The sequence below is a fragment of the Sphingomonas folli genome (genome assembly GCF_019429525.1).
Classification (GTDB): Bacteria; Pseudomonadota; Alphaproteobacteria; order Sphingomonadales; family Sphingomonadaceae; genus Sphingomonas; species Sphingomonas folii.
Genome location: NZ_JAHXZL010000011.1, coordinates 1 through 24,351, shown reverse-complemented (window position 1 = coordinate 24,351; position 24,351 = coordinate 1). Strand labels below are relative to the sequence as shown.

General features: G+C 62.3%; 20 protein-coding genes. 13 read left to right on the top strand and 7 right to left on the bottom strand.

What is annotated here, in order from left to right:
* Nucleotides 1-5: 5 nt before the first annotated feature.
* From KZ813_RS15935 to KZ813_RS15925, 3 genes are read left to right on the top strand one after another with little or no spacing between them, the layout of a single operon-like run.
* Complete coding sequence (locus KZ813_RS15935; protein WP_219755978.1) at nucleotides 6-323, top strand: hypothetical protein; 318 nt, start codon at nucleotides 6-8, stop codon at nucleotides 321-323.
* Nucleotides 320-1,543 carry an SfnB family sulfur acquisition oxidoreductase gene (locus tag KZ813_RS15930; protein ID WP_219755977.1) on the top strand — a complete coding sequence of 408 codons (1,224 nt, stop codon included), beginning with the start codon at nucleotides 320-322 and terminating at the stop codon, nucleotides 1,541-1,543. The genes KZ813_RS15935 and KZ813_RS15930 overlap by 4 nt, the downstream gene beginning before the upstream one ends.
* Nucleotides 1,544-1,587: 44 nt before the next feature.
* Nucleotides 1,588-2,244, top strand: coding sequence for an HAD family hydrolase (locus KZ813_RS15925; protein ID WP_219755976.1), 657 nt, complete (start codon nucleotides 1,588-1,590; stop codon nucleotides 2,242-2,244).
* A gap of 259 nt (nucleotides 2,245-2,503) precedes the next feature.
* Here KZ813_RS15925 and yidC read toward each other — a convergent pair whose 3' ends face one another.
* A complete protein-coding gene (gene yidC / locus KZ813_RS15920; protein ID WP_258046869.1) occupies nucleotides 2,504-4,198 on the bottom strand; it encodes a membrane protein insertase YidC in 1,695 nt (564 codons plus the stop codon).
* A 1,524-nt stretch (nucleotides 4,199-5,722) separates the two neighbouring features.
* On the opposite strand from yidC, the gene KZ813_RS15915 reads away from it, so the two are divergent.
* The gene (locus tag KZ813_RS15915) at nucleotides 5,723-6,607 is read left to right on the top strand and encodes a hypothetical protein (RefSeq protein WP_219755974.1); all 885 of its coding nucleotides are present in this window, start codon (nucleotides 5,723-5,725) and stop codon (nucleotides 6,605-6,607) included.
* A gap of 299 nt (nucleotides 6,608-6,906) precedes the next feature.
* Here the strand turns inward: KZ813_RS15915 and KZ813_RS15910 are convergent, their stop codons facing one another.
* Nucleotides 6,907-7,485 carry a recombinase family protein gene (locus KZ813_RS15910; protein WP_219756098.1) on the bottom strand — a complete coding sequence of 193 codons (579 nt, stop codon included), beginning with the start codon at nucleotides 7,483-7,485 and terminating at the stop codon, nucleotides 6,907-6,909.
* Between the two features lie 98 nt (nucleotides 7,486-7,583).
* Between KZ813_RS15910 and KZ813_RS15905 the strand changes: the two genes are divergently transcribed.
* Entirely contained in the window at nucleotides 7,584-7,802 is a 219-nt protein-coding gene (locus tag KZ813_RS15905; RefSeq protein WP_258046868.1) for a hypothetical protein, read from the top strand.
* Between the two features lie 68 nt (nucleotides 7,803-7,870).
* Here KZ813_RS15905 and KZ813_RS15900 read toward each other — a convergent pair whose 3' ends face one another.
* The gene (locus KZ813_RS15900; protein WP_219755973.1) at nucleotides 7,871-8,302 is read right to left on the bottom strand and encodes a BLUF domain-containing protein; all 432 of its coding nucleotides are present in this window, start codon (nucleotides 8,300-8,302) and stop codon (nucleotides 7,871-7,873) included.
* A gap of 443 nt (nucleotides 8,303-8,745) precedes the next feature.
* On the opposite strand from KZ813_RS15900, the gene KZ813_RS15895 reads away from it, so the two are divergent.
* From KZ813_RS15895 to KZ813_RS15885, 3 genes are all read left to right on the top strand, one after another.
* On the top strand, nucleotides 8,746-10,599 hold the full coding sequence (locus KZ813_RS15895; RefSeq protein ID WP_219755972.1) for a cation:proton antiporter: 1,854 nt from the start codon (nucleotides 8,746-8,748) through the stop codon (nucleotides 10,597-10,599).
* 746 nt (nucleotides 10,600-11,345) lie between these two features.
* Entirely contained in the window at nucleotides 11,346-12,017 is a 672-nt protein-coding gene (locus tag KZ813_RS15890) for a hypothetical protein (protein WP_219755971.1), read from the top strand.
* A 902-nt stretch (nucleotides 12,018-12,919) separates the two neighbouring features.
* Nucleotides 12,920-13,270: a hypothetical protein gene (locus tag KZ813_RS15885; RefSeq protein WP_219755970.1), complete on the top strand. Its 351-nt coding sequence runs from the start codon at nucleotides 12,920-12,922 to the stop codon at nucleotides 13,268-13,270.
* A gap of 283 nt (nucleotides 13,271-13,553) precedes the next feature.
* Here the strand turns inward: KZ813_RS15885 and KZ813_RS15880 are convergent, their stop codons facing one another.
* Nucleotides 13,554-14,204, bottom strand: coding sequence for a pPIWI-associating nuclease domain-containing protein (locus tag KZ813_RS15880; protein ID WP_219755969.1), 651 nt, complete (start codon nucleotides 14,202-14,204; stop codon nucleotides 13,554-13,556).
* A 26-nt stretch (nucleotides 14,205-14,230) separates the two neighbouring features.
* Nucleotides 14,231-14,731: a hypothetical protein gene (locus KZ813_RS15875; protein ID WP_219755968.1), complete on the bottom strand. Its 501-nt coding sequence runs from the start codon at nucleotides 14,729-14,731 to the stop codon at nucleotides 14,231-14,233.
* A 377-nt stretch (nucleotides 14,732-15,108) separates the two neighbouring features.
* On the opposite strand from KZ813_RS15875, the gene KZ813_RS15870 reads away from it, so the two are divergent.
* Genes KZ813_RS15870 through KZ813_RS15860 form a run of 3 tightly spaced genes read left to right on the top strand, consistent with a single transcriptional unit; the run spans nucleotide 15,109 to nucleotide 19,690 of the window.
* A complete protein-coding gene (locus KZ813_RS15870) occupies nucleotides 15,109-15,822 on the top strand; it encodes a hypothetical protein (protein WP_258046867.1) in 714 nt (237 codons plus the stop codon).
* A gap of 7 nt (nucleotides 15,823-15,829) precedes the next feature.
* On the top strand, nucleotides 15,830-17,758 hold the full coding sequence (locus KZ813_RS15865) for an SMC family protein (RefSeq protein ID WP_219755967.1): 1,929 nt from the start codon (nucleotides 15,830-15,832) through the stop codon (nucleotides 17,756-17,758).
* 21 nt (nucleotides 17,759-17,779) lie between these two features.
* Nucleotides 17,780-19,690 (top strand): hypothetical protein, encoded by a 1,911-nt coding sequence (locus tag KZ813_RS15860; RefSeq protein ID WP_219755966.1) that lies wholly within the window; start codon nucleotides 17,780-17,782, stop codon nucleotides 19,688-19,690.
* Between the two features lie 258 nt (nucleotides 19,691-19,948).
* Here KZ813_RS15860 and KZ813_RS15855 read toward each other — a convergent pair whose 3' ends face one another.
* Nucleotides 19,949-20,251, bottom strand: coding sequence for a putative quinol monooxygenase (locus KZ813_RS15855; protein ID WP_219755965.1), 303 nt, complete (start codon nucleotides 20,249-20,251; stop codon nucleotides 19,949-19,951).
* Nucleotides 20,252-20,283: 32 nt separating this feature from the next.
* A complete protein-coding gene (locus tag KZ813_RS15850; protein WP_258046866.1) occupies nucleotides 20,284-21,318 on the bottom strand; it encodes an NADP-dependent oxidoreductase in 1,035 nt (344 codons plus the stop codon).
* Between the two features lie 70 nt (nucleotides 21,319-21,388).
* Between KZ813_RS15850 and KZ813_RS15845 the strand changes: the two genes are divergently transcribed.
* Together KZ813_RS15845 and KZ813_RS15840 are read left to right on the top strand one after the other, a co-directional pair.
* The gene (locus tag KZ813_RS15845) at nucleotides 21,389-22,303 is read left to right on the top strand and encodes a LysR substrate-binding domain-containing protein (RefSeq protein ID WP_219755964.1); all 915 of its coding nucleotides are present in this window, start codon (nucleotides 21,389-21,391) and stop codon (nucleotides 22,301-22,303) included.
* Between the two features lie 419 nt (nucleotides 22,304-22,722).
* Nucleotides 22,723-24,111, top strand: coding sequence for a glucuronyl esterase domain-containing protein (locus tag KZ813_RS15840; RefSeq protein ID WP_219755963.1), 1,389 nt, complete (start codon nucleotides 22,723-22,725; stop codon nucleotides 24,109-24,111).
* The last annotated feature ends 240 nt before the right edge of the window (nucleotides 24,112-24,351 follow it).

The following is a 24,351-nucleotide window of genomic DNA, read 5'->3' as shown; positions in this document are numbered from 1 at the left end:
TGGGCGTGTCGGACGATCTCGCCACCGGCGAGCGGCTGTTCGCCGAGATCGCCGCCAGCCTCGTCGGCGACCTGCTCGCCGACGACCCCGGTACGCTGGCCGAGATCGGTCGGCTGCGCACCCGTCTGGACGCGGCCGAGGCGCTGGCCGAGCGCGATGACGCGGCCGACGAAGCGGCGATCCTGGCGCGCTCGCTCCTGCTCGACCTCTTCGGCAGCTTCCCGTCGCGCGTGGCCTGGGCGCCGGACCGCAGCGACGAGGCGCTTCACCTGCGTCACGAGGCGATCGGCCGCGCGCTGCTGAGCGGGGAGACAGGGCTGTGAGCGTGGTGGTCGCGCGCGAGCCCGTGTCGTCGCGGACGGGGCATGTCATCGCCGACGCGGCGGAGGCGGTCGCGGTGGCGCGCGCGCTCGCGACCGAGATCGCCGCCGGTGCGATCGCGCGCGACCGCGACCGCACCGTGCCCTATGCCGAGCTCGATGCGCTGTCCGCCTCCGGGCTGCTCGCGATCACGGTGCCGCGCGCGTTCGGCGGTGCCGACGTGTCCTATGCGACCGTCGCGGAGGTATTCCGTCTGCGCTCGGTCGCCGATCCGGCGATCGGGCAGCTACCGCAGAACCACTTCCTCTTCGTCGAGGCGCTCCGCCAGGACGGCACGCCGGACCAGCAGCGGCGCTTCTTCGGCGAGGTGCTGCGCGGCGCCCGCTTCGGCAACGCGCAGGCGGAGCGCGGGTCCTCCGCGCTCGACCTGCGGACGCGGCTGACGCGCGAGGGCGACGCCTTTCGCCTGAACGGCACCAAATATTATTGCACCGGCGCGCTGACGGCCCAGTGGATCCCGGTCGCGGCGATCGACGCCGACGAGCGGCAGGTGCTCGCCTTCGTGCCGCGCGAGGCCGAAGGCGTCGCGGTGCTCGGCGACTGGGACGTGATCGGCCAGCGCGTGACATTCAGCGGCACGGCGCAGTTCAACGACGTGCACGTCCCCGCCGACGACGTGGTGGCGCACTGGCGGCTGTTCGACCGGCCGACGTTGTTCCACTCCTACGGGGTGCTGCTCCATGCCGCGATCGACGTCGGCATCGCGCGCGCGGCGCTGGACGATTTGGTCGCGTCCGTCCGGCAGCGCTCGCGGCCTCGGCTCGGCGCACGCGCGCCATCGGCGGGGGAGGATCGCCTGCTGCACGCCCGGCTCGGGCGAGCCGCGGCCGAGCTCCACGCGCTCGAGGCGCTGCTCTCCACCGCGGCGCGACAGCACGACGGGGCCGCGGCGGACGGTGTCGACGAGGCCGCGTCCGGACGGGCTGCCGTCGCCGCGTTCGCGGTCAAGGCGCTCGCCGAGGACGTCGCGATCGACGCGGCCAACCTGCTGTTCGCGCTCTCGGGCGCGTCCGCGGCGGAGAGCCGGCACGGCTACGATCGCCATTGGCGCAACGCGCGAGTCCACACCATCCATGACGCCAACGACTGGCGGCGCGTTCTCGTGGGAGAGCACGCGGTCCACGGCCGTTACCCCGCGAAGCCGGTGCGCCGAAGCCGATGATGAGCGTGCGCCGCGAGCTTCGGTCGATGCGGGCAGGTTGATCGATGGCCGCTGCCATCCTCTTCGATCTCGATGAGACGCTGCATGACCGGGCGGCGTCGCTCCGCGCGTTTTTGATCGATCAGCACCGGCGATGGTTTCTGGACCGGGTAGAGGAGGAGACGTTCGTCGAGCGCTTCACCCGGCTCGACGCGCACGGTTCGCTGTCGAAGGCGGTCCTCTACCCGAAGCTGATGGTGGAGCTGGGCATCGATGAGCCATCGGGGGCTGACTTGGCGACCGAGTACAGCCTGCGCTACCACGAGTTCGCCTGCCCGATGGCAGGCGCTGGAGACCTGCTCGCCGCGCTACGCCGTCAAGGGTTCAAGCTTGGGATCGTTACCAACGGATGGACAGACTTCCAGTCACGAACGGTCGCGACGATCGGCATCCGTGATGCGGTCGATGCGGTCCTCGTGTCGGAGGCCGAAGGCCTGCGAAAGCCCGACGCTCGCCTGTTCCGGCGCGCGGCCGAGCGCTTGGGCGTGGCGACCGAGTCGTGCCTCTTCATCGGGGATAATCCCACGGTTGATATCCTCGGCGCCGAGGCCGCGGGTATGCGGGCGATCTGGTTACGACGCGGCATACCGTGGCCCAATCACCATCCGCCCGCGCAGCTTCACGTGGACGAGCTGACCGACGTGGTTGAGCTGCTGCTCTGAATCAGCAGCAGCGTCGGGTCATCGCCGTCACTTGCACCTCACCGCCCTGCCCCTCCGCCCCAGCATTCAGCCAACTCGGTCGTGGTCCTCTTGAGGTATACCCGAAACGCACCACCGCGAAGTCGATCAATTTCACTGCGACGTTAAGACGGAGGGAGGACGGCGAGCTACGAACCCGCTGTCCTTACACCAGCTAACGCCCTCTCATGGACTGCAGAGCAGCGATGCCGTTACGAAAGGGCCGCTCCGCACCCGCTTCCTAATTGCTCCCCGAAGCGTTGTACTGAGCAGCAAGCATCCTCTGCTGCAAAATCGAAATGTAATTTGTAGTGATCCAGTAGATTTGCAGCCCGACCGCAAACGGTGCCATCACGAACATTAGTACCCAGGGCAGGATCGCGAACACCTGCTTCTGTGCATCGTCCATCGGCGCCGGGTTGAGCCGGAACTGGAAGAACATCGAGATGCCCAGCAGCACCGGCACCACGCCGATCGCGAGGAAATGCGGCAGCGTGATCGGGATATAGCCGAACAGGTTGAGGATCGTCGCCGGGTCGGGGGCGGACAGGTCCTTGATCCACAGCGCGAACGGCTGGTGGCGCATCTCGATCGTCAGCAACAGTGCCTTGTACAGCGCGTAGAAAATCGGAATTTGAATTATTGCGGGGATGCAGCCAGAGAGGGGACTAACTCCCTTCTGTTTGTAAAGGGCCACGATTTCCATCTGCTGCTTAGCTTTGTCATCCCCGTTTCTACTCTGTATTTCTCTGATGATAGGCTGCAGGGCCCGCATCTGAGCGGCTGAAACGAACTGGCGCTGCGCGATCGGGAAGACGAGCAGCCGGATCGTCAGCGTCAGGATGATGATCGCGACGCCGAAGTTGCCGATCAGCCGGAACAGCAGATCGAGGTAATAGAAGATCGGCTTCTCGACGAGGCGGAACCAGCCCCAGTCGATCGCATAGTCCAGCTTCGTCACCGCGCCGGTGTCGGTGTAGCGGTCGAGCAGCTTCACCTCCTTCGCGCCGGCGAACAGCTTGGCGGTCTGGCTCAGCTGACGGCCGGGCGGCAGCAGCTGCGGCGCGGTGGTGAAATCGGCCTGGAAGCTGTCGTTCGGCCCGGCGCGGAACTGGCCGTCGAAGGCGCGGCCCTGGTCGGGCACCATCGCCGCGAGCCAATATTTGTCGGTGAAGCCGAGCCAGCCGCCGGTGCTGGTGAAGCGCGCCGGACCCGAGGCGAGGTCCTTGAAGTTGGGGTTGTAATGCGCCGCGCCGTTGTTGACCGACATCGGCCCGGTGTGGATCGTCCAGCTGTCGGGGTCCTTGGACACGCCGATGCGGTTGACGAGGCCATAGGCCGCGACCGGCACCGCGCCGCTCCCGGCGTTGGCGACGGTCTGCTTGACCGTGAAGAGATAGTCATTGTCCACCGCCAGCTCGATCGCGAAGCGCTGGCCCTGCGCGTTGCTGGCGGTGAGCGTCACCGGCTTGCCCGGCGTCAGCACCGGCGCCGAGGCGGTCCACAGAGCGTCGGCCGCGGGTGGGCGGAGCCCCTCGTCGCGCCAGCCGAAGGCGGCGAAATAGGCGTCCTGCGTGCCCGCGGGCGAGAACAGGCGGATCGGCGGCGAGTTGGCGGCCACCGTCTCGTTGTAGCGCGTCAGCACCAGGTCATCGAGCCGGGCGCCCTTGAGGCTGATCGACCCCTTCAGCGCGGGCGTCTCGATGCGGACGCGCGGACTCTCCGCCAGCACCTGCCGGCGATCACGCAGCGCGGCGGGTGAGTCGGCGGTCGGGTCGGCACCGGGCTGCGGCAGCGCGCGCGACTTGCCCTCCACGACCTTGGTCGCGGGCGGGTTCGCCGTCGGGAAGAAGCGGCTCTGCACCAGCGGCCATCCGAACAGGATGAGCGCGGCGATGACCGCGAACAGCACGAAGTTCTTGCTCTCGTCCTTCAAGGTACCCTCTCGCAAAACAAGGCGCTCGACAGAAATCGCCCAGTTTAAATGATGTATGTGCACGCGCATCTTGCACTGGGCGGAGCAAAGAATGGCGCGACCAATAGCTTTCCCTCGGCACCCATCCAGTAGGCTGTTCACGCTGAACTAATCACCCAACCCCCGCTTGCAACCCGCGATCCGCAAACTGGGTCACACCATCTTCCTATTAACGCTCTGACAGGAACTTGGAAACCATACCGATGGCTCATTTTCGAGTAACGAGCCGGTTGACGACATCACTTGGCACGAGTTTGTCGAATATCGCTCGGTCAAGACGTTCGGGCCAATAGTGCGGAGTGGACGCTTCGAGTGGCGGAGGATAGCATTCTTCCCGCATGCGGCTGTTTGTTCTGATCTATTGCATTACACAGCTGTAAGGAAGTAAGATGAAAAAGCTTATCATTCGCGACCTCAAGCATTCGGTTGCTCCTGCCGGAACCGGTGGCGCGACCCTGCACCTCGCATTGATCCCGGCCGCAATCTTCATCGGCATGATTATGTAATTAGGGCGGGCGCGGTCGAGTCAAAAGATCGATCGTGCCCGTTGCGCTTCTAGGTAGAGGATTGCCATGAGTTTTCGCCTCACTAGGGCGCCGTCCTTGGTTCTTTCACAGGATCTACAGCTACCCAATCTAGCGCGCCTCGCCGAGTCCCTAGGTTCGGGAGCATCACGGCTCGACGACATACCTAACATTGACAGGCTCTTTGATGCCTTTGCGCGATCAAGGGAATACGAACGAATATACATTGCATACCTAGATAGCTTAGTAAGCCGTCCCCCTTCTCGCTTCGATCAGACTATTGGTTCGTCGTTCTCGGTATTTATAAACGAAAGTTTTCTTGTCGCCATCCAGTTGGTTGATGGTAGCCCTACGGATCAGCAGACCTCTCGGCCAAAGACAATCGCCACGACCCTCGAGAACGGACTTCAGGCTGTTATCAATCGAGGCTCTACGCTGACAATTGAAGAGTATCGCTTACCAAGCGGCACCGATGTCTCTGTTTTTGATCCAGATATAAGGCTGATATTCTCTGGCCATTATAAAATGGAACCTGAATCCGAGTCTCATCGATATAGTGCCGGATCAGTATACTTGACAGAACAAAGTGGCCTAGTTTGTATTTTAAGGTTGCGCGAGGTAGCGACCCTGGATTTCCAATGGACCTTTGATTCCACAGGTCTAACGCCTCTTTATCATAGCGTAAGCCTTCCTTCACTAGGAAGGTTCGAAACTATCATAGATTTAATATCCTCATTTGCAGGCGAGAGAATGTCGTTAGATACGGCGACGCTGCACCTCGCTGAGCTTTCCAAGCACCGGTTGCATTTTGTGAGATGGAAAGCCGTACAAAGCCTGGGTAGTATTGATGGTGCACTAGCGACTGACATACTTAAATCGATGCTAGACGACCCTCACCCACACGTGCGCTTGGCCGCAAACGAGATTTTAATCGCAACCGACAGATGAAGGCAGTGATTTGATGGCCCGCTTCTTCTCATTCTCGTCCGGGATTTCTTTGGAATTGTCAGACTATCTTTCCTGGGTCAACGACAACGTGGACGAGCAGGACCTCGATAGCCTTGCAGCTTCCGCGGAGATGCTATACCGGCTGACGCTGAACAATTCCTTATTGAATGACCACATTTTGGGCCCCTTGAAGGCCTCCTTGGATCAGGTGCAACCTAAAAACCAGTATACCGACGCGACTTTTCTTCTCGGGACGGCCAAAATGGGCGGCCTTCTCGTTCGTGCCAACCTATGGAAGCCACTTAAAGCAATAAACGGCTCGACAGCCTATGAGGCTGACATTTACTCCTACGACGTTCCACATGACCACAACTTCGACTTTCTTACGGCAGGTTACTACGGACTAGGATATAGGACTGATATATTTTCATACGAAACTCGAGACCTAAGCTTAGTGGAAGGTGAAAGTGTAGAGATCACCCACGTAAAAACGATGAATCTTACTCCAGATGATTTGATACTTTTTGAGAAATCCCGTGACATCTATACTCAAATACCACCGAAGAGCCCATCGATATCTATAAACCTGTTATGTGTGACGAACGCGCAGGCGCTGACCCAGCAGTGCTTTTTCGACATCGATAAAAAGAAACTTTCGGGGTACGCAAATGGCCCGACAAGTACTAGGGTCCAAATGATAAAGATGGTGGAGGTTATTGGTATCAAAGATGCAGTTGACCTTCTTATTCCTATCATTTGCCGGCATCCCTGCGTGAGGACGAGAGCGGCTGCCATAGAGTGTGTGTTGAGAATGTGTCCTGACTTGCGATCGCATCTTCATAGTCTGGTTGGTCATGAAAGGGCGCCATTACTCGTTAGGGCGCTCGCCACTAATTAGGCGATGTCACCGCGCCTATCGACTGCGCTCGGTGCTTTCGCGGCAGGTCATAACAATCGATACCTATAAAGACTGCCTGTGCGGCGCTGTTCGACGATATCGCCTTTGCGAGTTTAAGCGCGGGATCGCCCTCGGACGTCTGTGTAAGGGCTAACGTTCATCGAACTATACCCTGCCTGACAGTGCCGATTTTGGCTTGCCGCTGGCACCATTGAACATGTCGCATTGGCACCACCCAGATCGGACAGGTGGTGAGAGCGGAATGATGAGGCGGGGTAGGGGAGGGCGCCCGCCCATACCTAGCTAATCGTCTCGGCATCCGGCTCGGCTTTGAGCAGCCGGCGATCGCGAGCGATTTTTGCCAGCAAGGTGCGGCTGCATCCGGTCGCATCCATGATCTCCCGCCAGCTGCGTCCGTCGCTCAGCAGGGAGGAGATTGCGGCGTTCCGGGCCTTGTTCGCCGGCCGGCCTCTATAGAGCCCGGCCGCCTTCGCCTTGGCAGTGCCCTCGGCTTGCCGGCGACGCCGATCCTCATAGTCCTTGCGCGCGACCGCCGCGAGGACATCGAGCATCATGGCGTTGACTGCCGAGAACATGCGGGCAGTGAACTCGTCAGCCGGGGCCGTCAGGCTCCACGATGTCGGGAGGTCGAGAGCAACGATCCGAACCTCTTTCGCGTCGATCGAGGCGCGCAACCGCTGCCAGTCTGAGGAGGTGAGACGAGACAGCCGGTCAACCTGCTCCACCAGCAACACGTCTCCAGGCTCGCAGTCGGCGAGCAAGCGGAACAGCTCAGGCCGGTGCAGCTTAGCCCCGCTCTCATTCTCAACGTAGCGTGCGGCGATCCTCAAACCTCGCTCCACGGCGAAGGCATCCAGAGCTCCGCTTGCGCGTGACGCGTCCTGTCAAGGTTGTTGGGATACGTTGATCTCGGGGGGGCGGCTAGGAAGCGGGCGGGGAGCCTAGCTCGACAGCCATGGTCTACAACTTTCTTTCCAAAGGACCTTTTTGCATGCAGGTAAACTCAGAAGGCGAAGATACGGAGTCGGAGCGAGCTGAAGTGCACTTTCTAGCGGCGTTGCTCGATGAACTGATGCGTAAGGTCCTGGCTGCGGGCGTACTTACGCAAAGCGATTTGAACGAGGTCGAGGCGGCTGCAGCGAAAAGGGTCGGTGGCGCGCCGCGCGCTTGGTGATTAGCCAATATGTTGAGCGTTTGTGTGGTCTCGAGCGATCGAGAGCCAGAACGCTTCCTAGAAGAACCTTAGCCGGACGCAACAATGCGGTGGCGAGCTGTAACTGCCAACTTAGCGAAACCGATGAACTGCGCCTGTAACCGTATGTCGGTGACAAGCCGAACGTCGGCCTTGACCTTGCTTACGAATGTGTTGGCATCCTCGCCGGGTTCAATCGGTATTTCCATCGACCAGTCTGAGAACTCTCGATGTGTGACTGCCTCGTAGAAAGAGTAGATGATATCACTATGCCTGTCGTCTGCAGCGATTCGGGCCATAGTCGCCTTAACCTTGCTTTCGTCTCCCTCGATTGCTTGTAGGAACCGTACACCGTCGTAGAGAAACAGCCCGGTTATACCATCCTCTCGGTTGCGCTTGGAAGACCGAATGCACAGATCTCGCATCTCTCTTCTGTCATAGGAGCGGGTAGCGCGGCTCGCGTATATAATCCGGAACGTCATAGACGTCTTTGTTAGTGAGATAGCCGCGTGGCGTGAATTGTAAGAAATATAGTATCAGTGAAGCGCGGTCTGCTCAGTGGCTTCACCCCCTCCTCCTAGCTATGCTACTGAAAAAGGAGCGTGATTGGCACCTTCGCTAGGCACCATGAAGCGCGCTTGGTGCGGTTTTACGAACCTCAGGCACCCACGTCGCTGCTTACTGCGGGCTTTGATCTGATCATCTCCCCGCTTTTGGACTGTAACTGTGAGCCTTCGTCGCAGATCGCCCTCGAGCCACGGCGGGGAGCGCCTATATCCGCCTTCTTGGCTGCCGAGCCCATCGTAGCGGCGAAAGCCGTGGCAGGCCGCTGCTCGCCCGAAGCAAGACACTTTAGCAACGTTCCTCGCTGCCGTGGCTTCTGCATGTCATTCGGGGAGAGCCCGCGTCATCAGGGGGGACAACGTTGGAAAATACCATACTGCTGCTGGTGGTAGGCATCGCTGTTGCAGGCGTCTTCGGGCAGTGGCTCGGCTGGAAGCTGAGCCTTCCGGCGATCATCCCGCTTCTGGTGATCGGCGCGCTGCTTGGGCCGATCGGGGGTGTCATTCGCCCGTCGGCTGCCTTGGGAGAGGTCATGCGACCGGCGATCGGCATGGCGGTCGCGATCATCGTCTTCGAAGGCGGTTTGAACCTTAACTTGAGAGAGCTGCGCTCGGCCGGCTCCGGCATCGCCCGTCTCGTGGCAGTCGCACTGCCGCTCAACTGGCTGATGGGGACGCTTGCTGGACATTGGGTCGCAGGCCTGTCGTGGCCGGTCGCGATCCTCGTTGGCGCCATACTTGTCGTAACTGGCCCGACCGTCATCATGCCGCTGCTGCGGCAGGCCAAGCTCGAGCCACGCGCAGCGGCGTTCCTTCGATGGGAAGCCATAGTCAACGATCCGATCGGTGCCACGCTGACGCTGCTGGTGCTGAGCTACCTCACGCTATCGACGACGATGACCGGTAGTGCGGCAATCGTGCATCTGGCTTGGCATACGCTGCTCGGCGCCGGGTTGGCGGCGGCACTCGGGCTGGTCGTGCCGTTTGGCATCCGCACCCTTTTTGCTCGCGACCTGGCACCGGAGTACCTCAAGACGCCTATTCTGTTGGCCGGAGCGCTTGGCGTTTATGCAGCAGGGGAGGCGATCCAACCCGAGACGGGCCTGGTCGGCGCAACCCTCTTTGGCGTTGTGCTCGCCAACATCGACGTGACCGGGCTGCAGGAGCTGCGCCGTTTCAAGGAGTCGCTCACAGTCTTCCTCGTATCAGGGCTCTTCATCTTACTTACCGCCAACATCGATCGCACAACGGTCGCGATGCTGAGCTGGCCAATCGCGCTGACCACGCTGGTGATCCTGTTCGTCGTGCGGCCGCTCGCGATCTGGCTTGCTACCATTGGTGCTCGAGCGAACTGGCGCGAACGCCTCCTGGTGGGTTGGATCGGACCCCGCGGGGTCGTCGCCGCGGCGATCGCAGGCGTAGCCGGCGAACGTCTTAATGAGGCAGGCTATTCCGACGCGCGCCTCGTCCTGCCGCTGGTGTTCGCGGTGATCGCGTCAACCGTCCTGCTTCACGGCCTGTCGCTTGCGCCGCTCGCGCGCCGATTGAAGCTCGCTTCTGGCGGCCGGGGCGGCCTGTTGATCGTCGGTGCCTCGCGATGGACGGTTAGGCTCGGGGAGGTGCTTCACGGAGCCGGAGTCCCGGTGATCCTGGTCGACCGTTCGGCCTTAGCACTCAGAGCCGCTAAACTGGCGGGGCTCAGTACGCTGCGGGTCGAGGTGCTGTCGGTGATCGGCGAGGAGGTGGTCGACCTGCGCGACGTTCAGCAGGTGCTCGCAGCCACACCGGATGACGCCTACAATGCGCTTGTCTGTACACGGTTCGCTCCCGAGTTAGGGCGTGAGCGCGTTCACCAGCTTGCCACGGAGGGCGCTGGGACCCGCTACGAGGCCTCCAAGGAATGGCGCGGCAAGATCGTGATCGGCGAGAGCATGACCTTTTTGCGCTTGGCAGAGCTGATGGAGGCTGGCGCGTCCCTTGTGGTCGAGATCTACCGAGACGATGCTGGGTTGCCGATTTCGGAAGATGGGGATGGCTGGCCGATCGCGCTTGTGCGCCACAGCGGTGAGCTGGCCTTCCTGGGTGCGGAGCATGCCGCTGTGCCCGTTGCCGGTGACCTCATCCTGCGGCTCTACCAAGCCGCGCTTGCGCCAGCCGAAGAGGCCAAAAAGAGGCGCTGGCGACAGCTGTTGAAGCGACGAGCTCTTGCCGCTTGATCGAGGACAAGCGTTCTGGAGAGGGCTCGTGACCTGCTTTTGTCGCACATATGGCTAGTGGTGAAGCGTCAGACGCAATCATTTGAGAGAAACGGATAGGATATCGATATCGATATCCTATCCGCCGCAGCGCAGTGTTCGCAGCAACGACTGCGGCGGGTGGACGGACGTTTGAGCGCTAAAGGCGGGTGCTTCATGCCCTTCCGTGGGATAGATAGCGGCCCGTCCGCTTTCGGGCGGTCGACCGGGGAAACCGACCGTTCGCTCAGGAAGCAGGGGAGGAGGCGCGATCGCCTGCCAAGGGTGGATAGCTGCCCGTCCGCTTTCGGGCGGTCGGCGAAAAAACCCGGCCGTTCGTTCAGGCGGCAGGGGAGGGGGCTCGAGCGCCGGCCGAGGGTGGATAGCGGAACGGCCGCTTTCGGGCGGTCGGCCGAGAAAACCGGCCGTTCGTTCAGGCGGCAGGGAAGGGGACTCGAGCGCCTGCCGAGGGTGGAGAGCCGTCTGTCCGCTTTCGGACGCTGAGGTGGAGTAGGCGGCCGTTCGTTCATGAGGCTCGCGACGGCAACTATGCGCCCCGTTTTCAGTCACTCGACCGGCAGGGCCGCCGTCCTAGAAGCCGACGTTCATCCACTATCCGATCTGGGGCAATTCGGGCTACGTGATCGCAGAGATATCGATCTGAGGCGTTGTTAGAGCCGTGCCCTGCGTTCGGCTGTTACTCGCTCTCTCGAACGGATGGGGGCAAAATGTCGATCAAGGATGTCTGGGGTCGCTGGCGGGATCTCACTCGCTTTCGTCTTGCTTGCGAAATGGCTCTTTCTAGCTACCGAAAGAGCTTTATGGAATTGCCAATCAGAGACGTTGCGAACACGAAGATCTTTGATGAACGCGGCCCCACACGGTTTGAATGCGGTTACGATGACTTCGTTGATGCTCTTACCGACGAGACTTATCTCTATAAGTTACTTCTGACCGCTCATGCTTCATTAGTTGAAGAGTTTGGCCGCACGATCGTTGCTGATCTACTTATTAGAGGAATCCCAAGATCGGCATTTGGCGGGTTAGATAAAGCTAGCCCTATACATGAAGCCGCCGAGCAATATATAATGCGCTGCAACGTCGGATCTTGGGGCGGCGCCATTCTTAATGTGGTTGGGCGTGATTGGACGATAGTGCCAGGTGGCGTCGGAAATGTTGTTCATGCGTTTGTCGCTAGAAACATAATCTCGCACGGTGCGAAAGCCTACAACCAAACCGCGATTAATAGGCTTAACGGAGTTGCGCCGGGTAAGTTCGTTTTCGTGAGTGGAACGGCACTAGCTCTCGACCGAGAGACGTTTCAGCAGCATCTGTCCCGGTTACGCAATTTTGCTAGGGTCATTTGTGGCGTGCCCAGCAAGGTCACTGTGGCACCGTAGGCCACCAGCGGAGTCTGTAGAAAAACGGGCCACTACCGCCCAGAGAAGGCGCTTGAGCTATGCGCCCGATTTTCGGCCGTTCGACGAGCGGCAGCGTTATCCCGGAAAGCCGCCCTTTGTTCAGAGGACTTCGATTATTTGAGGTAAGTACCAGATGCCTGCTTCTGGTCTCCGAGCTGAGGACGTTGCGCTGCGAAGCGACGCCGAACTCCGCACGCTGCGCGCGAGGGCGAAGACCGCAATCATGCGGTGGGTCGACGACGCAGAGGCTTCCGCGGGCGCGCGGGCCGCGATGTCGCGTTCCGTCGATGCGATGCTGGCAGAGTTGGCCGAACGTGACGCGTGGTTCGAGGTCATGACAGTAGTGCTCAGGGATACCGCGGGTCTCGACTTCGGGCTGCGCTCCAGGACATGGCGTGCCTATCCATGCGAGACGATGCTGGCGGTCACGACCGTTGTCCCGGGCTGGGCGCGGGGCTGGCGCGAGGTGATTTCAGACGAGACGGCGCGTGACCACCTAACGTGGTTCCTGCACTATGCAAGGCAGTATATTCACCGCTCGCGTGTGGCGAGGATCTTGATGGCCGCGTGGGATCGGGACGGAAGGGTGCTGCATCCCTCTGGACCGGGCGGGACGAACCAGTTCTACAGCCCGGGGTTCAGGCCGGCGCCCCCGGTCGTACGGATGCTCGACGCGGCGGAGCGAGAGGCCAAGGTTCACTGGGGGGGGGGCGTCGACCAGGGAACGTCGGGTCCGTTCGGTTTGGTCAACGGCGAATACGCTCGACCCCGAGATTCATCAGGCCGTCTTCCACTTTATCCGCGCCCAGTCGCTGCTCGCCCATGACTTCGAGCTGGAGGCCGTTGTCGCGCTCGACTGTGCCTTGCAGGCTCTCGCAACGATGCTGATGCGCGGCGGTAGGCTGACGAACAAGGCGACGAGGGCCGAACTGTGCGTGGCGCTCGGCCTCAAACAGTCGGCGGCCGGCGCGGCGATGGAAGGCTCCTTTGTCCGCAACGTGGTCGGCGCGCATGCCGGCGGCTGGCGCTGGTGGGACTCGGGCGAGGTCACCGAAGAGTTGGTGCCGGCGCTGACGCGGACCGTGCGACAGGCGATTGGGCGCGCCGCCGCCATCGAGCCTGAGATGCGTCGCGTCGATCCGGATCCGGCCAGCTGGTACGAATGGCTCCTAGTCAACTTCTCGACGGTTTGGGACAGCGTATGGCTCCCCAAGGCTTCCAGTTCGCGCTAGCTCGGTCTCCCGTAGACCGGCGTCAACCTTTTTTCCGGCTGCCGCCGCCCGCCCGCCCGCCCGCAGCGGCCGTCTGCAGGCTAGCAACGAGAGCGACGGCTACGCGCCCCAATCTCGGTCGTTCAGATCAAGTCGGCGCGCTCCTGAAAGCTGCCATCGATTCACATGCTTGAAGTCGCGGCTGCAAACGACTGACGTTGGAACTAAGCGGCCGCCTTGTCGTGACATGCCGCTTGGCTGGTCTCGTCAGGAGCCACCCATTGGGGTTACCCGCATCGCCGCGTCAGAACCGGTCTCTGTCCTCGTTGGATGACGCATTATCTGTCGGCCCATCGTTGTCGTCATCCGGCTCGTCGCCATACCAGCTCGACAAATCGACCTTGAGCACGTCCACTTCGTCAGCGCGCTGCGCCACCAAATCGAGCCTCGCCGAGAACGCGAAGGGAAATAGCTCGGCGCCGATCTCCTCGCCAGCACCGGTCTGCAGTGTCACTGCCAAGCTTGCATCGCCGGATACATCAGCGGTCGTGCCGCTGATCCGAACCGAGTCCAGATCCACCCCGACAACCTCGTCGATCAGCGTGTGGCCAGCGATGTCAGATACCTCTGAGGGAGGATGCTGAAGGAGGAACTCGAATAGCATGCGCTCCACCCCATCGATCTCAAGTTCCATCTGTCGCGGTGGTCGCACCATTATCAGGCGAAACGCGGCGCCATGCTGCCGGGCGAGCTTCTGATAAGCCAGCAGCTGCGACGCCCAGCCATCGTAAGCGCTCGCACCGGCCAGCTTAAATTCGTAGAAGACGATCTCCTCGCCGCGACGGGCGATCAAGTCGACGCGCATCCCACCAACAGGGGCTTCGCGCTGAACCTCCCAACCGCTACTGGCCAGCTTCGAGGCCAACTCCTCCGCGGCCGCGTGCTCCAGGAACACGCCGCCTATACCTTGGGTTTGAACCTTCAAACCGCATCTCCTATTCCGAACGCCATCATCGCCGGCCGCAGCGGACCGATCTCTACATAGAGGAAGTGATCCTTGGCGGAGGCGATGGCCGTCGCCAGCTCCTCAAGCGCGCTGGGCGGGACACGCGTGAGATCAATCTCCTCCAGCCGAAGCGGGCCGTTCGCCGTCGGGCCGTAGTCGATCACGCCTGCCGTGACGATTCGAACGACGTGATCGTCCTCGTAAGCCGCTCCCTGCAATCCATCGAGGACTCGCTTGTGTACGTTCCCCGCGTCGGCGTCGTTGCTCGGGCGATACCCAGGAACGAAGTAGTACACGGCTGCGTAGGAGAACTCGTCAGATTTTGTGCCACCGGCAGCGATGTAGCGCCGGGAGTACTCGAGCTTGGCGCGTTCGCCATGCCTCCCTACCGTCTTGTTCGAGGAAGGCGGCCGTCCCGGGGCAACAAAGGCCACGACGGGCCGCGGCCCATCCGGCGCCTTAGCAGCGGCAATCATCGACGGATCGCCAACGCGGCGTGGCCCCGACCCGCGTTGGTTTTTGTGAAATTCTGCGGTTCATCGTTCCAGATCATCTGCGCGGCAGCGATTGTCCAGTGATGTTAGTGCGCCCTGGTGCGAAAAGCAGGCTTCGAATCTGATCCAAACCGGCCTAATAAACGGTTCTAAGATCGTGCCTAGTCGACCTAACTCGTCGTTGCCGCGCTAAAAACCGATGTACACCGATGTACACCGATGTACAAAGTGTCTCAATGCGCCTCATTCGCCGCCTCGTAAGGCTTGATGGCGACGTTTGGAAAGAAGCGATCCTCCGGGTCCATTTCGCTTAACGACAGCTATCGCCAGATCCGGGCGCTCGTACCAGGCTGCGTCACTTGCGATCAATCAGCATTGCCAAACAGCAGCGCACCCACCATCGTACCAGTTGGGTGGGAGCATCGGGCATCGTGTCAGAGATTGCCAAGGCATCGGACAGGCAGAGCGCGGTACGCCTTCTTGCCAGCATCAATGCAGCCAGTTCCCCCGTCGCCGCTGGTGCATGGGGGCCAAGCGTTGTCGCGGTGCTCCACTCCCAGTCACGGCTTCAGGCGCTCGATTTCTGGATGCGGAACCCTGACTATCTGGCGAATGAACTGCTCAACGAGTTCGAGGCAACGGGCGCGCAGGAGCTGCTTGACCTGGCTCGTCGCGTCTTCGAGGACCGCGAGCCTGACCTGCGCCGGCTGCCGATGATCCGTTATCATTTCGGCGCCTTCGAGCCACTCGACAATGCGCTCGCAATCCTGCGCGTGGCCGATCTCGTGATTATCCGCCGGAGCGGAACGCCGGGGAAGGTTCAGGAGCACCATTATCTCCTAACGATGAAGGGACGGGCCGCCATGGACACGCTCGCATCGAGCGCCGAGGAATTGGCTTGGTATCGGGACCGCGCGAAGATCGTTGCGCAAATTGCCGGAGATCTGGGCGGCAAGGCACTCAAGGATCGCCAGTATCTGCAAGCTGAGTATAAGGAGACTGAGCTCAAGCGCGTGATCGTGCCAGTCACCGAGCGCGTCCGCGCTCGCCTCGCAGCACTACTCGGAGGCTAGCCCGCTGATGTCCCAACAATGGATCGAAGCCGTTGCCGCGCGAGCGGACTTGCCGGTGAAGGACGCCGAGCTTCGCCTGCGCCGCTGGGGGATTTCGCCTGATCGACCTGCGCGCCGGGCACGCTCGCTGACGCTCACTAGTCTCGCCTTCAAAGGCGCGAAGGGCGGGTCAATGAGCGGCGACATCGATTTTGAGTGGGCTGATCTGGACCAAGGCGTGTGGGCCATCACCAGCGAGAAGAATTTCGCCGGCAAGTCCACGGTGCTCGAGATCATGCTCTGGTGCCTGCGGGGCGTAACGAAGAACCTCCAGACCGATGTCAGAAGCTGGATCCAGTGGGTGTCGCTCGACTTCACCCTCGATGGTCAACCTTATCGGGTGCGCTTCGATGTCTTCGATGCCACGCCCGTCGGCGGGCTTTTTCTCCTGCGCCCCGATGGCGGTGCCACCGAACTCGACCCGTTCACGACCAGCGAAGGCTTCGCGGCGGTCATGTCACGCTTTATGATGCAAGCGTTGAATTTGGATCCGATGCCCTCCATGAGCGGCGGCGAGGGAGAAAAGCAGGCCGTCGAGCATGGCTGGTCGGCACTGGCCGGGGGGCTGTATTTCGGAGGTGACCACAAGGTCCTGCTAGGCGATATCGCGATGGCCGGTCTGCCCGCGCGCATCTTACAACTTTATGTCGGCTTACCTTGGGCAACCACCAAGATGCAGACGGGAACGGCACGCAAAGAGTTGGAGCAACGCCGCGACCAAGCCAGTCGGACAGCGACCCAGCGCGCTTTGGATGCCGAGGTCGCGCGATTACGCATTGGCAAAGATCTGGATGAAGCACGCAAGGTGCTCGCGGCCTTGCCTGCCGAACTGGCCAGTGCTGCCGAACTCCAGCAGCGCGCGGAAGCGGTCGCAAAGCTGGGTGCGACCGGAGCGGAATTGCAGATAAAGCTCGCTCAGGCGCAGGCCGAAGCGAGCACGATGCGTGGTTTCGCCAATGAGGATGACCGTGCCTTGCGCGATCTTCGCGAGAACATCGTCGCGAGCCAGTTCTTTAATGGACTTGAGCCGACCTGCTGCCCCAGGTGCGAGACGAAAGTGGCGTCGACCAAGCTCAAGCAGGAAAGCGTGACACTGAGCTGCTCTTTATGCTCCGAGCACATCCCGATTGACGAGTTCGAAGGTGCCAGTGAAACGATCGTCGAAGCCGAGGCTCGCATGGAGGCCTCGGCAAAGGCCGCGGCGCATGTCGAGTTGCACGCCAAAGGCCTGCTCGCCCAGCTAACCGAAAACCAGAAGGCTCGGCAGGAAGCACAGGCTTCGCTCGATGCTGCGCTGCGCAGCGCGGATTTCCAGAAGCGACGGCACGCGGAATTGGAGGTCGCACGCCTCGAGGGCGCCATACGCGAGCGCCAAACACCAGCCGCGCCAGTGGCTGACGATCCGGACCTGAAGCTCGTCGTCGCCGCCGATTTGGAAACGCAGAAGGCCTATGAAGAAGGGCGCAGCGACATCCTCGAGGCCCTCAATGCCGAGATCCTTGAGCTAGCCCGGCGCCTCGGTGTCAAGGCGTTGGAACAGGTTGCGCTCAACACCAACGCAACCCTTGCACTGACCAAGGGTGGCATGAAGGATACGTTCTCGAGAGTGACGGCGGGCGAGCGGCTCCGGCTCCGGCTGGCGACCGCGATCGCCTTGCTGCGCGTCGGTGAAGCCCGCGGCGTCGGGCGCCATCCGGGCCTCTTAATCGTCGATTCGCCCGGAGCCGAGGAAGTGAGCGACGTCGACTTCACCGCACTGATTGGTGAGCTTCAGACGATCGCCCGCGAAACCGCCGGACTCCAAATCTTCGTCGCGAGCGCAAATCCGACCGCGATCTTGAGCCAGCTGAAAGCCGGTCGTTGCCGCGTGGCGCTTGGGGATGCCTATGTGTGGTAAGCGGGCCGCGCGCGTTTGCCCGTGAGTGTCGCCGAGCGCCTCGAGCGAGCTGTGTCGAAGGATTCTGCCTCGCTCGAGGACCTCGGCGGCGTGACGGCAATCATCGAAGCGGCGCCGCAAATCGTCGCCGGTCCGTTTCTCGACATTCTCGTCGCTGCGACAGCTCGGGCATCGGATGCCGATCGTGCTGCATTGGCGCCGGTCCTTCTGCAAGGATTCGCCGCCTGCCGTACGCCGGCCAGCTTTCGCGATGCCCTCGGCTTGGTCCTGGACAGCAAAGCGCTGGCCGACCTGCTGTCGCGCCCGCTCGTCGCAGTCTTGGTTTTCCGCGTCGAGGATCGTGCCGCCGTTGGGCAGTCCTTGCTAGCCACTTATGCTATGGAAGCTTTGTTTCGCATCGCGCTAGTTGAGCCCGCGGCGCGCTATCGGTTGCTTGGCATCATGGCCGAGCTGACCGCCGAGGAGCCCGGCTTGTTTGCCGAGCACGCCGCTGTGCTTGTCGGCGCGGCATTCCACCGCTGGCGAGAGGGGCCGCTGCTCGACACATTGGCGCGGCTTCAATGCGTGGACGATGCCGCACCCGGTTCAGCGTTCGAGCTGGCGTTGGCGCGCTTTGCTGAAGCTCTGGACGCGCCTTCATTGGACGACGCCCTTGCACGCATGGCTGTCGCCCGCGAGCTCTTCGAAACGGTGCTTCTTGCCGACCCCGATAGGGGCGACGCCAAAGCTTATCTCGCCATTGTCGATACGCTCGCGGGGTTCGCTATGGGCATGGCCCCTAAGAAACTCGAAGGACTACTCGCTGGTCTCGAACGTGCGGTAAATGAACGGCAAGGCCTCCTTGCCGTAGGTCCGGTGCCAAGCTGGCTGCAGCCACGCTGCGACCGCGAGGTTGAGTGGCTCAGGGTCGTGGACATTGCCCAGCAAGTCGCTGTCAACCTCACCCGTCCGAGCTGGCTCAATGCGGCGCAGCTGCTTGAACAGGTCCTCGTCCTCTACGAGGCTGACCGTACGATCCTGCTTGGCAGGAACCTGCACCAATTATTCGCGCCACGAATCGAGGCGAGCTTCGTTCGGCAGGCGGGCCTGATCGCTCATTTAGACGATCTGCTGGCGGACAAGGCTTGGCATCCACAGCTTCGTCCAGCAGCGGAAAACCTGCGTCTCGCAATTCGGGCGCGTCAGCCGGAGAACCGCCCGCGTATAGCGCTGGAGGACGCCAGCTACCCTCTGCTGAGCGGCGTCCTCCCCGATGAGCAAGCAGGACGAGACCTCCCCGCTGATCTGGCGCAGGCGCTGGAAACAGCATTGGCGGCTCATATCTCACAGCGAGAGTTGCCGGCAAGACCGGTGGTCAACCGCATCTTCGAAGAGATCGCGTTCTCGCTCGCTGCATGTCCGGATTATCAGGGCGTCGTGCGCCAACGCTTCGATGATCTGCTTTTGCAGATCATTGCTTTCTGCTCTGACCGCCAGGACGCAGACAAGCGCACTGCAGGGACTAGAATCGCGTATCTTCGATCCAAGGCAGCCAGCGAGGCGGACCTCCAGTTCGACCTACGTGAATGGCTCGCGGGCAATATGTCTGCGGCGGACGTAAGGTCCGAGGTTACCGGAGTCGCAGCGGGCCGTACTGACCTCTATATCGGCTTTGGAGCGTTTCGGTTCATTATCGAGCTCAAGAAGCATAGCGGGCGGGTCGATCCATCGGTGGCGATGAACTACCGCGGCCAAGCCGCAACGTATCAGGCGACGGGGGTGAGGCTGGGCTTCCTTGGTATCCTTGAACTTGCCGACCGAGTCGGACCGCCGCCCAGCCTCGAGGAATGTTTTTGGCTGGACGTTTTCGTTCCGACGGATGCCGAGCTGCCACGTTATCTAGTCACGTTCCGGGTTCCAGGGATGTTAAAGCCGCCTTCGTCGCTGCCGTGACGAGCCTTGGGAGAACGGCACGACGCTAACAGGTTCTTAACGGCGCACTGACCCCCGTGAACGCGCTACCGAACGGCGGCTCTCGCCCGCTCGTGATCCGAAAGCTGCTAGTCAGCTAACGGCCCAATATCAGCCGTTAATCGGCACCTGAACGGATGTCCGGAGTTCGCGATCGGGGAGGACAGCCTGAGCGTCCGGTCCTGGGTCTGCCCTCCTGAGCCTTCTGTCCTACTGTCGGCTTAGAACAAGCACGCCGCCTCATGTCGTGGCGATCGGACGCTCGTTTCGCGCGTCGTACTGGCGAACGTCTCCTAACATCTGGCCCTGCCACCGGGAGACAAAGGCGACCGTTTCGCTGGCCATCAGATGCGCGGCAAGTGCCGCCTCGTCACGCCACCGCTCGGCTACCAGCAGCCGCCCACCTGCCGCATCGAGCACGGCAACGTCGTAGGATAGGTTGCCGTCGCGCTGCCGCGTGACGCTCGCGAGATGGCTGACCTCCTCCACAAAGCGCCAGAGATCAGAGGAGGGAACGGCTATGTAGCCGGTGACGATCAGCATGGGAGGGCGCTTCCTGCTTGCGGGTGCGATGGTCAGGCGACAGCCAGGACGATCTTGCCCTGGATGCCACGCTTGGCGGCACGCGTGTGGGCGAGTGCCGCCTTGGCCAGAGGGTAGTGGCTGTCTACTACAACGCGGACCGTGCCGTGTTCGAGCAGGCGCCCCGCTTCTTGGAGCTGCGGCCCGTTGGAGCGGACCTGGGTGGACGACACGGTGATGCCGCGTTCGCGCGCCTCGTCATGGCCCGTGAAGCCAAGCGGGTTGACAAGGAACAGCGCGCCGCCGGGTTTGAGGACGCGGAGGAACCGCTCCATGCTGGCGCCGCCGACAGCGTCGACGACAAGGTCCGCGTCGTGGATCACCTCCTCGGCGGCCTGCTCGGTGTAGTCGATGAACCGGTCGACATGGAGATCGCGCATCAGCGTCGCGTTTTCACCCGCCGCGACAGCGATGACGTGCGCGCCCTGCCATTTGGCGAGTTGGACGAGCAGGTGACCCACTCCACCGCCGGCGCCGTTGACCACCACCGTCTTGCCCGCAAGCGGCACGGGTTCGTGGCGAAACGACTGGAACGGATTAGGCGCGTCATGGCCGAGGTCGATCAGGAACTGCCATGCCGTCAGCAGCGACATGGGGGCAGCGCCCGCGTGGATATGGTCGATCCCCGCGGGCTTGTGCGCAAGTTCCTTGGCGGACACCCTGACGTATTGGGCATAGGCATCGCTGCCCTTCATCAGGTCTTGTGGGAAGCGCACCATCGCGAAGACCTCGTGCCCAACGGCGAAGCCCGCCACGTCATCAGCCATGTCGATCACGACACCCGACACATCGGTGCCGATGATGATCGGGAATGCAGGATGAGGCTGCCACTCGGGCGGCATGGTCCGGTAGCCGTCGCGCAGGTACAGGTCGGGTGGATTGATGCCGACCGCGTGAACCCGGACCAACACCTCGCCCGATCCGACCGCCGGGCGCGGCGCCTCCTCGTAGCGCAAAACATCGGGCCCGCCGAATGCGTGCAGCTGTACGGCCATCATCGTCTCGCTCACCGCCATCTCCTTCGTCATGTCCGGGCGGCACGAGGTACGATCGCCTGGCGGGGTTGATAATGGTGGTAAGTGGCGCTTCAGTGATGCCGTGAAGGAACAGATAGCGCTTGAACGGCTCACTGGCCTCCTCGCGTTCGCGCGCGCGGGAACGCTGGGCAGTTACACCGCCGCTGCACAGTCGCTGTCGATCTCACCCTCGGCGGTGAGCAAGAGCGTCCAGCGGCTCGAGAAGCAGCTCGGCGTTCCGCTGTTCACGCGTACAACTCGCTCGTTGACGCTGACCGCAGAAGGCCGCGAGCTCCACGATCGGGCGGTCCGGCTGCTGCGCGACGCAGAGGAGATCGGGCAGGTGGCGGCGTCAACGCGATCGGAGCCGTCGGGCAGCCTGAGGATCGCGACCTCGCTGCCGATCGGGGTGCACGTGATCGCGCCGGCGCTCCCTGCATTCCGTCGCCGATACCCTAAACTGTCAATCGATCTGCGGCTGAGCGACCGCTTCGTGAACATCGTCGAGGAGGGCATCGACATCGCCGTCCGCATCGGCGATCTCGCGGACTCGCAACTGTTATCGCGCAAGCTGGCGCCCGTGCAGCTTTGCTGCTTCGCATCTCCTGCCTACCTCGCCCAGCGCGGTATTCCGACGCACCCAGACGACCTGGCCGATCATGATACGGTCACGCTGCGCTACCAGAGCACCGGACAACCGCTGCGCTGGCCTTTTCGGATCGAAGGCAAGGTGGTCGAGGTCGTTCCGCCCTCCACACTGACCGTCGACGTCAGCGAGGCCCTCGTTGCCATGCTCGCCGCCGGTGCCGGCATCGGCATGGGCGCCATGTTCGTCACGGCGCCATACGTCAAGCGGGGAGAACTGGTCCCTGTGCTGGCCGACTTCGCGGTGGAGCGTAACAATATCACTGCGCTCTGGCCGGAGAGCCGCCGGGTCAACCCAGCTGTGCGTGCGGCGCTCGGTATGCTGGAGGAAGCGTTCGCGAGCCGGGCTTAGCCTCCGGTTGCCAAGCTATACGGGTATCAACTCCGCCTCATTCGAGATGAACGAGTGACCGGAAGTGGCGAGCGACAAGGCGCATCTGAACGGCCGCATAGGGTCGTCGCCACGGTGTGCTGTCCCGTCGGTGCTGAGGTACGAACGGATTTGGTTTGGGGGACGATAGGCAAGTCCCGCTCGAGTCCTTCGCTTACGGAGCGCACGCGGAGGCGTCGGAACGAGAAGGATTTGTAGAACGTCAGGCGGGCTTGCAGCTCTACAGGCGGGCAGTACCTTGCCGCTTTGCGATAACGAGCGCCCTAGGAGAGTAGTGGATGCGGCTAGGTGGTTGGCGAACCAGCGGACTTCTGTTTGCGGCTCTGCTCCTTTCGACCGCGGGAGAAGTGCCTAGGACGGCCAAACAGGACCATGACGACATGATGCGGCAATTGGGCATCGTGCAACTGCGCCCCGGCCCCAGCGGTGATCCGGAAGCGCCGAACGCGGCCAACTACGATCCAGCCAGGGCGAACCCTTATCCGGTCTGGCCCGATCTCCTGACGATGCAGGACGGTCGCCCGGTGACCAGCGCGGCCATGTGGAAGCGGGAGCGCCGGCCTGAGCTGGTCGAGCTGTTCGAGCGCGAGATCTACGGACACGTTCCTCCCGCCGCGCCATCGGTCACCTGGCGCGTCGACAGCGCCGATCGTGAGTACATCGGAGGACGGCCGGCGATCGCGCAACAGCTGATCGGGCACCTCGACAATCGAGCGTCGCCGCAGATCGCGGTCGAGATGAAGGCCACGCTCGTCCTGCCCGCCCACGCGAAGGGACCTGTCCCCCTGCTCATCATGTTCGCGCCGGCACGGTATCCCGCGCCCTCTCAGCCCGACGCCCGCGAGGCCGCTCGCCTGGACAAGGCGATGAAGGCGCTTCTGCTCCAGCGCGATCCATCGCTTGCATCGATCTTCGCTGCGCATCCCGGGCTGGCATTCGTGGAGCCCGGCAGCTTCCCGCCGACTCCACCCCGCGACGATCGGGTGACCAAGCTCACAGCGGACGGTTGGGGCGTGGCGCTGCTCGACACCGCGAGCATCCAGGCCGACGATGGCGCCGGCCTGCGAGAGGGGGTGATCGGCCTCACTAATCAGGGGCGGGCGCGTACACCGGAGCAATGGGGCGCATTGCGGGCCTGGGGCTGGGGCGCGAGTCGGCTTCTTGATTACCTGACTACGCGCCCGGAGATCGACGCGGCGCACGTCGGCGTCGAGGGCGTGTCGCGTTGGGGTAAAGCAGCGCTCGTCGCCGCAGCCTTCGACGAGCGGTTCGCGATGGTTCTGATCGGCTCGTCGGGTGAGGGTGGCGTGAAGCCACACCGCCGCAACTTGGGCGAACAGGTCGAGAATCTGACTGGCGCCGGCAGCTACCACTGGATGGCCGGCAATTTCCTCAAGTACGGCACGGAGCGGGGACGGCTAGGCCGAAAAACGGCGGCGGACATACCGGTCGACGCACATGAACTGCTGGCGCTCGTCGCGCCGCGCTTGGCGTTCGTGAGCTACGGCATCCCAGCGCAAGGCGACGCAGCGTGGCTCGACCAGCAAGGCAGCTACATGGCGACGATTGCTGCTGGGCGTGCTTGGACCCTGCTCGACAAGCGGGATCTCGGTCGCGGCAATGACTACAGGACGGTCGATATCCCGCCTCCGACTACCGACCTTCTTGATGGCGAACTCGCTTGGCGCCAGCACGAGGGTGGTCATACGGACGCACCGAACATGGAGACCTTCCTGCGATGGGCTGACAAAAAGATCGGGCGGCGGTGACCCTGCGCCCGCTAGCGTCCACAAGCAGTACCCTGGCACGCCGCTTAATCGCTCAAAAAGGCCTACCGGACGCCTCTGCAGAACGCCCCGAACGTCGAGTGCGGGTATGAACGAGCGTCCGTGTGTGGACGCCCCACCGGATACAAGGGGGTGTTCGGGAGATTTGATCGCGCGGGTTCAGGTGCTTCCGTGTGTCCGGCCTGTGATGCAGCCATCATCACGGCTGCTGGCCTGTATGGA

Excerpts from the sequence above, each read along its gene's own strand:
- KZ813_RS15925 (WP_219755976.1), top strand. The coding sequence starts at position 1,588 with ATGGCCGCTGCCATCCTCTTCGATCTCGATGAGACGCTGCATGACCGG.
- KZ813_RS15915 (WP_219755974.1), top strand. The coding sequence starts at position 5,723 with ATGGCCCGCTTCTTCTCATTCTCGTCCGGGATTTCTTTGGAATTGTCA.
- KZ813_RS15905 (WP_258046868.1), top strand. The coding sequence starts at position 7,584 with ATGGTCTACAACTTTCTTTCCAAAGGACCTTTTTGCATGCAGGTAAAC.
- KZ813_RS15900 (WP_219755973.1), bottom strand. The coding sequence starts at position 8,302 with ATGACGTTCCGGATTATATACGCGAGCCGCGCTACCCGCTCCTATGAC.
- KZ813_RS15890 (WP_219755971.1), top strand. The coding sequence starts at position 11,346 with ATGTCGATCAAGGATGTCTGGGGTCGCTGGCGGGATCTCACTCGCTTT.
- KZ813_RS15885 (WP_219755970.1), top strand. The coding sequence starts at position 12,920 with ATGCTGATGCGCGGCGGTAGGCTGACGAACAAGGCGACGAGGGCCGAA.
- KZ813_RS15875 (WP_219755968.1), bottom strand. The coding sequence starts at position 14,731 with ATGATTGCCGCTGCTAAGGCGCCGGATGGGCCGCGGCCCGTCGTGGCC.
- KZ813_RS15865 (WP_219755967.1), top strand. The coding sequence starts at position 15,830 with ATGTCCCAACAATGGATCGAAGCCGTTGCCGCGCGAGCGGACTTGCCG.
- KZ813_RS15855 (WP_219755965.1), bottom strand. The coding sequence starts at position 20,251 with ATGCTGATCGTCACCGGCTACATAGCCGTTCCCTCCTCTGATCTCTGG.
- KZ813_RS15850 (WP_258046866.1), bottom strand. The coding sequence starts at position 21,318 with ATGACGAAGGAGATGGCGGTGAGCGAGACGATGATGGCCGTACAGCTG.
- KZ813_RS15840 (WP_219755963.1), top strand. The coding sequence starts at position 22,723 with ATGATGCGGCAATTGGGCATCGTGCAACTGCGCCCCGGCCCCAGCGGT.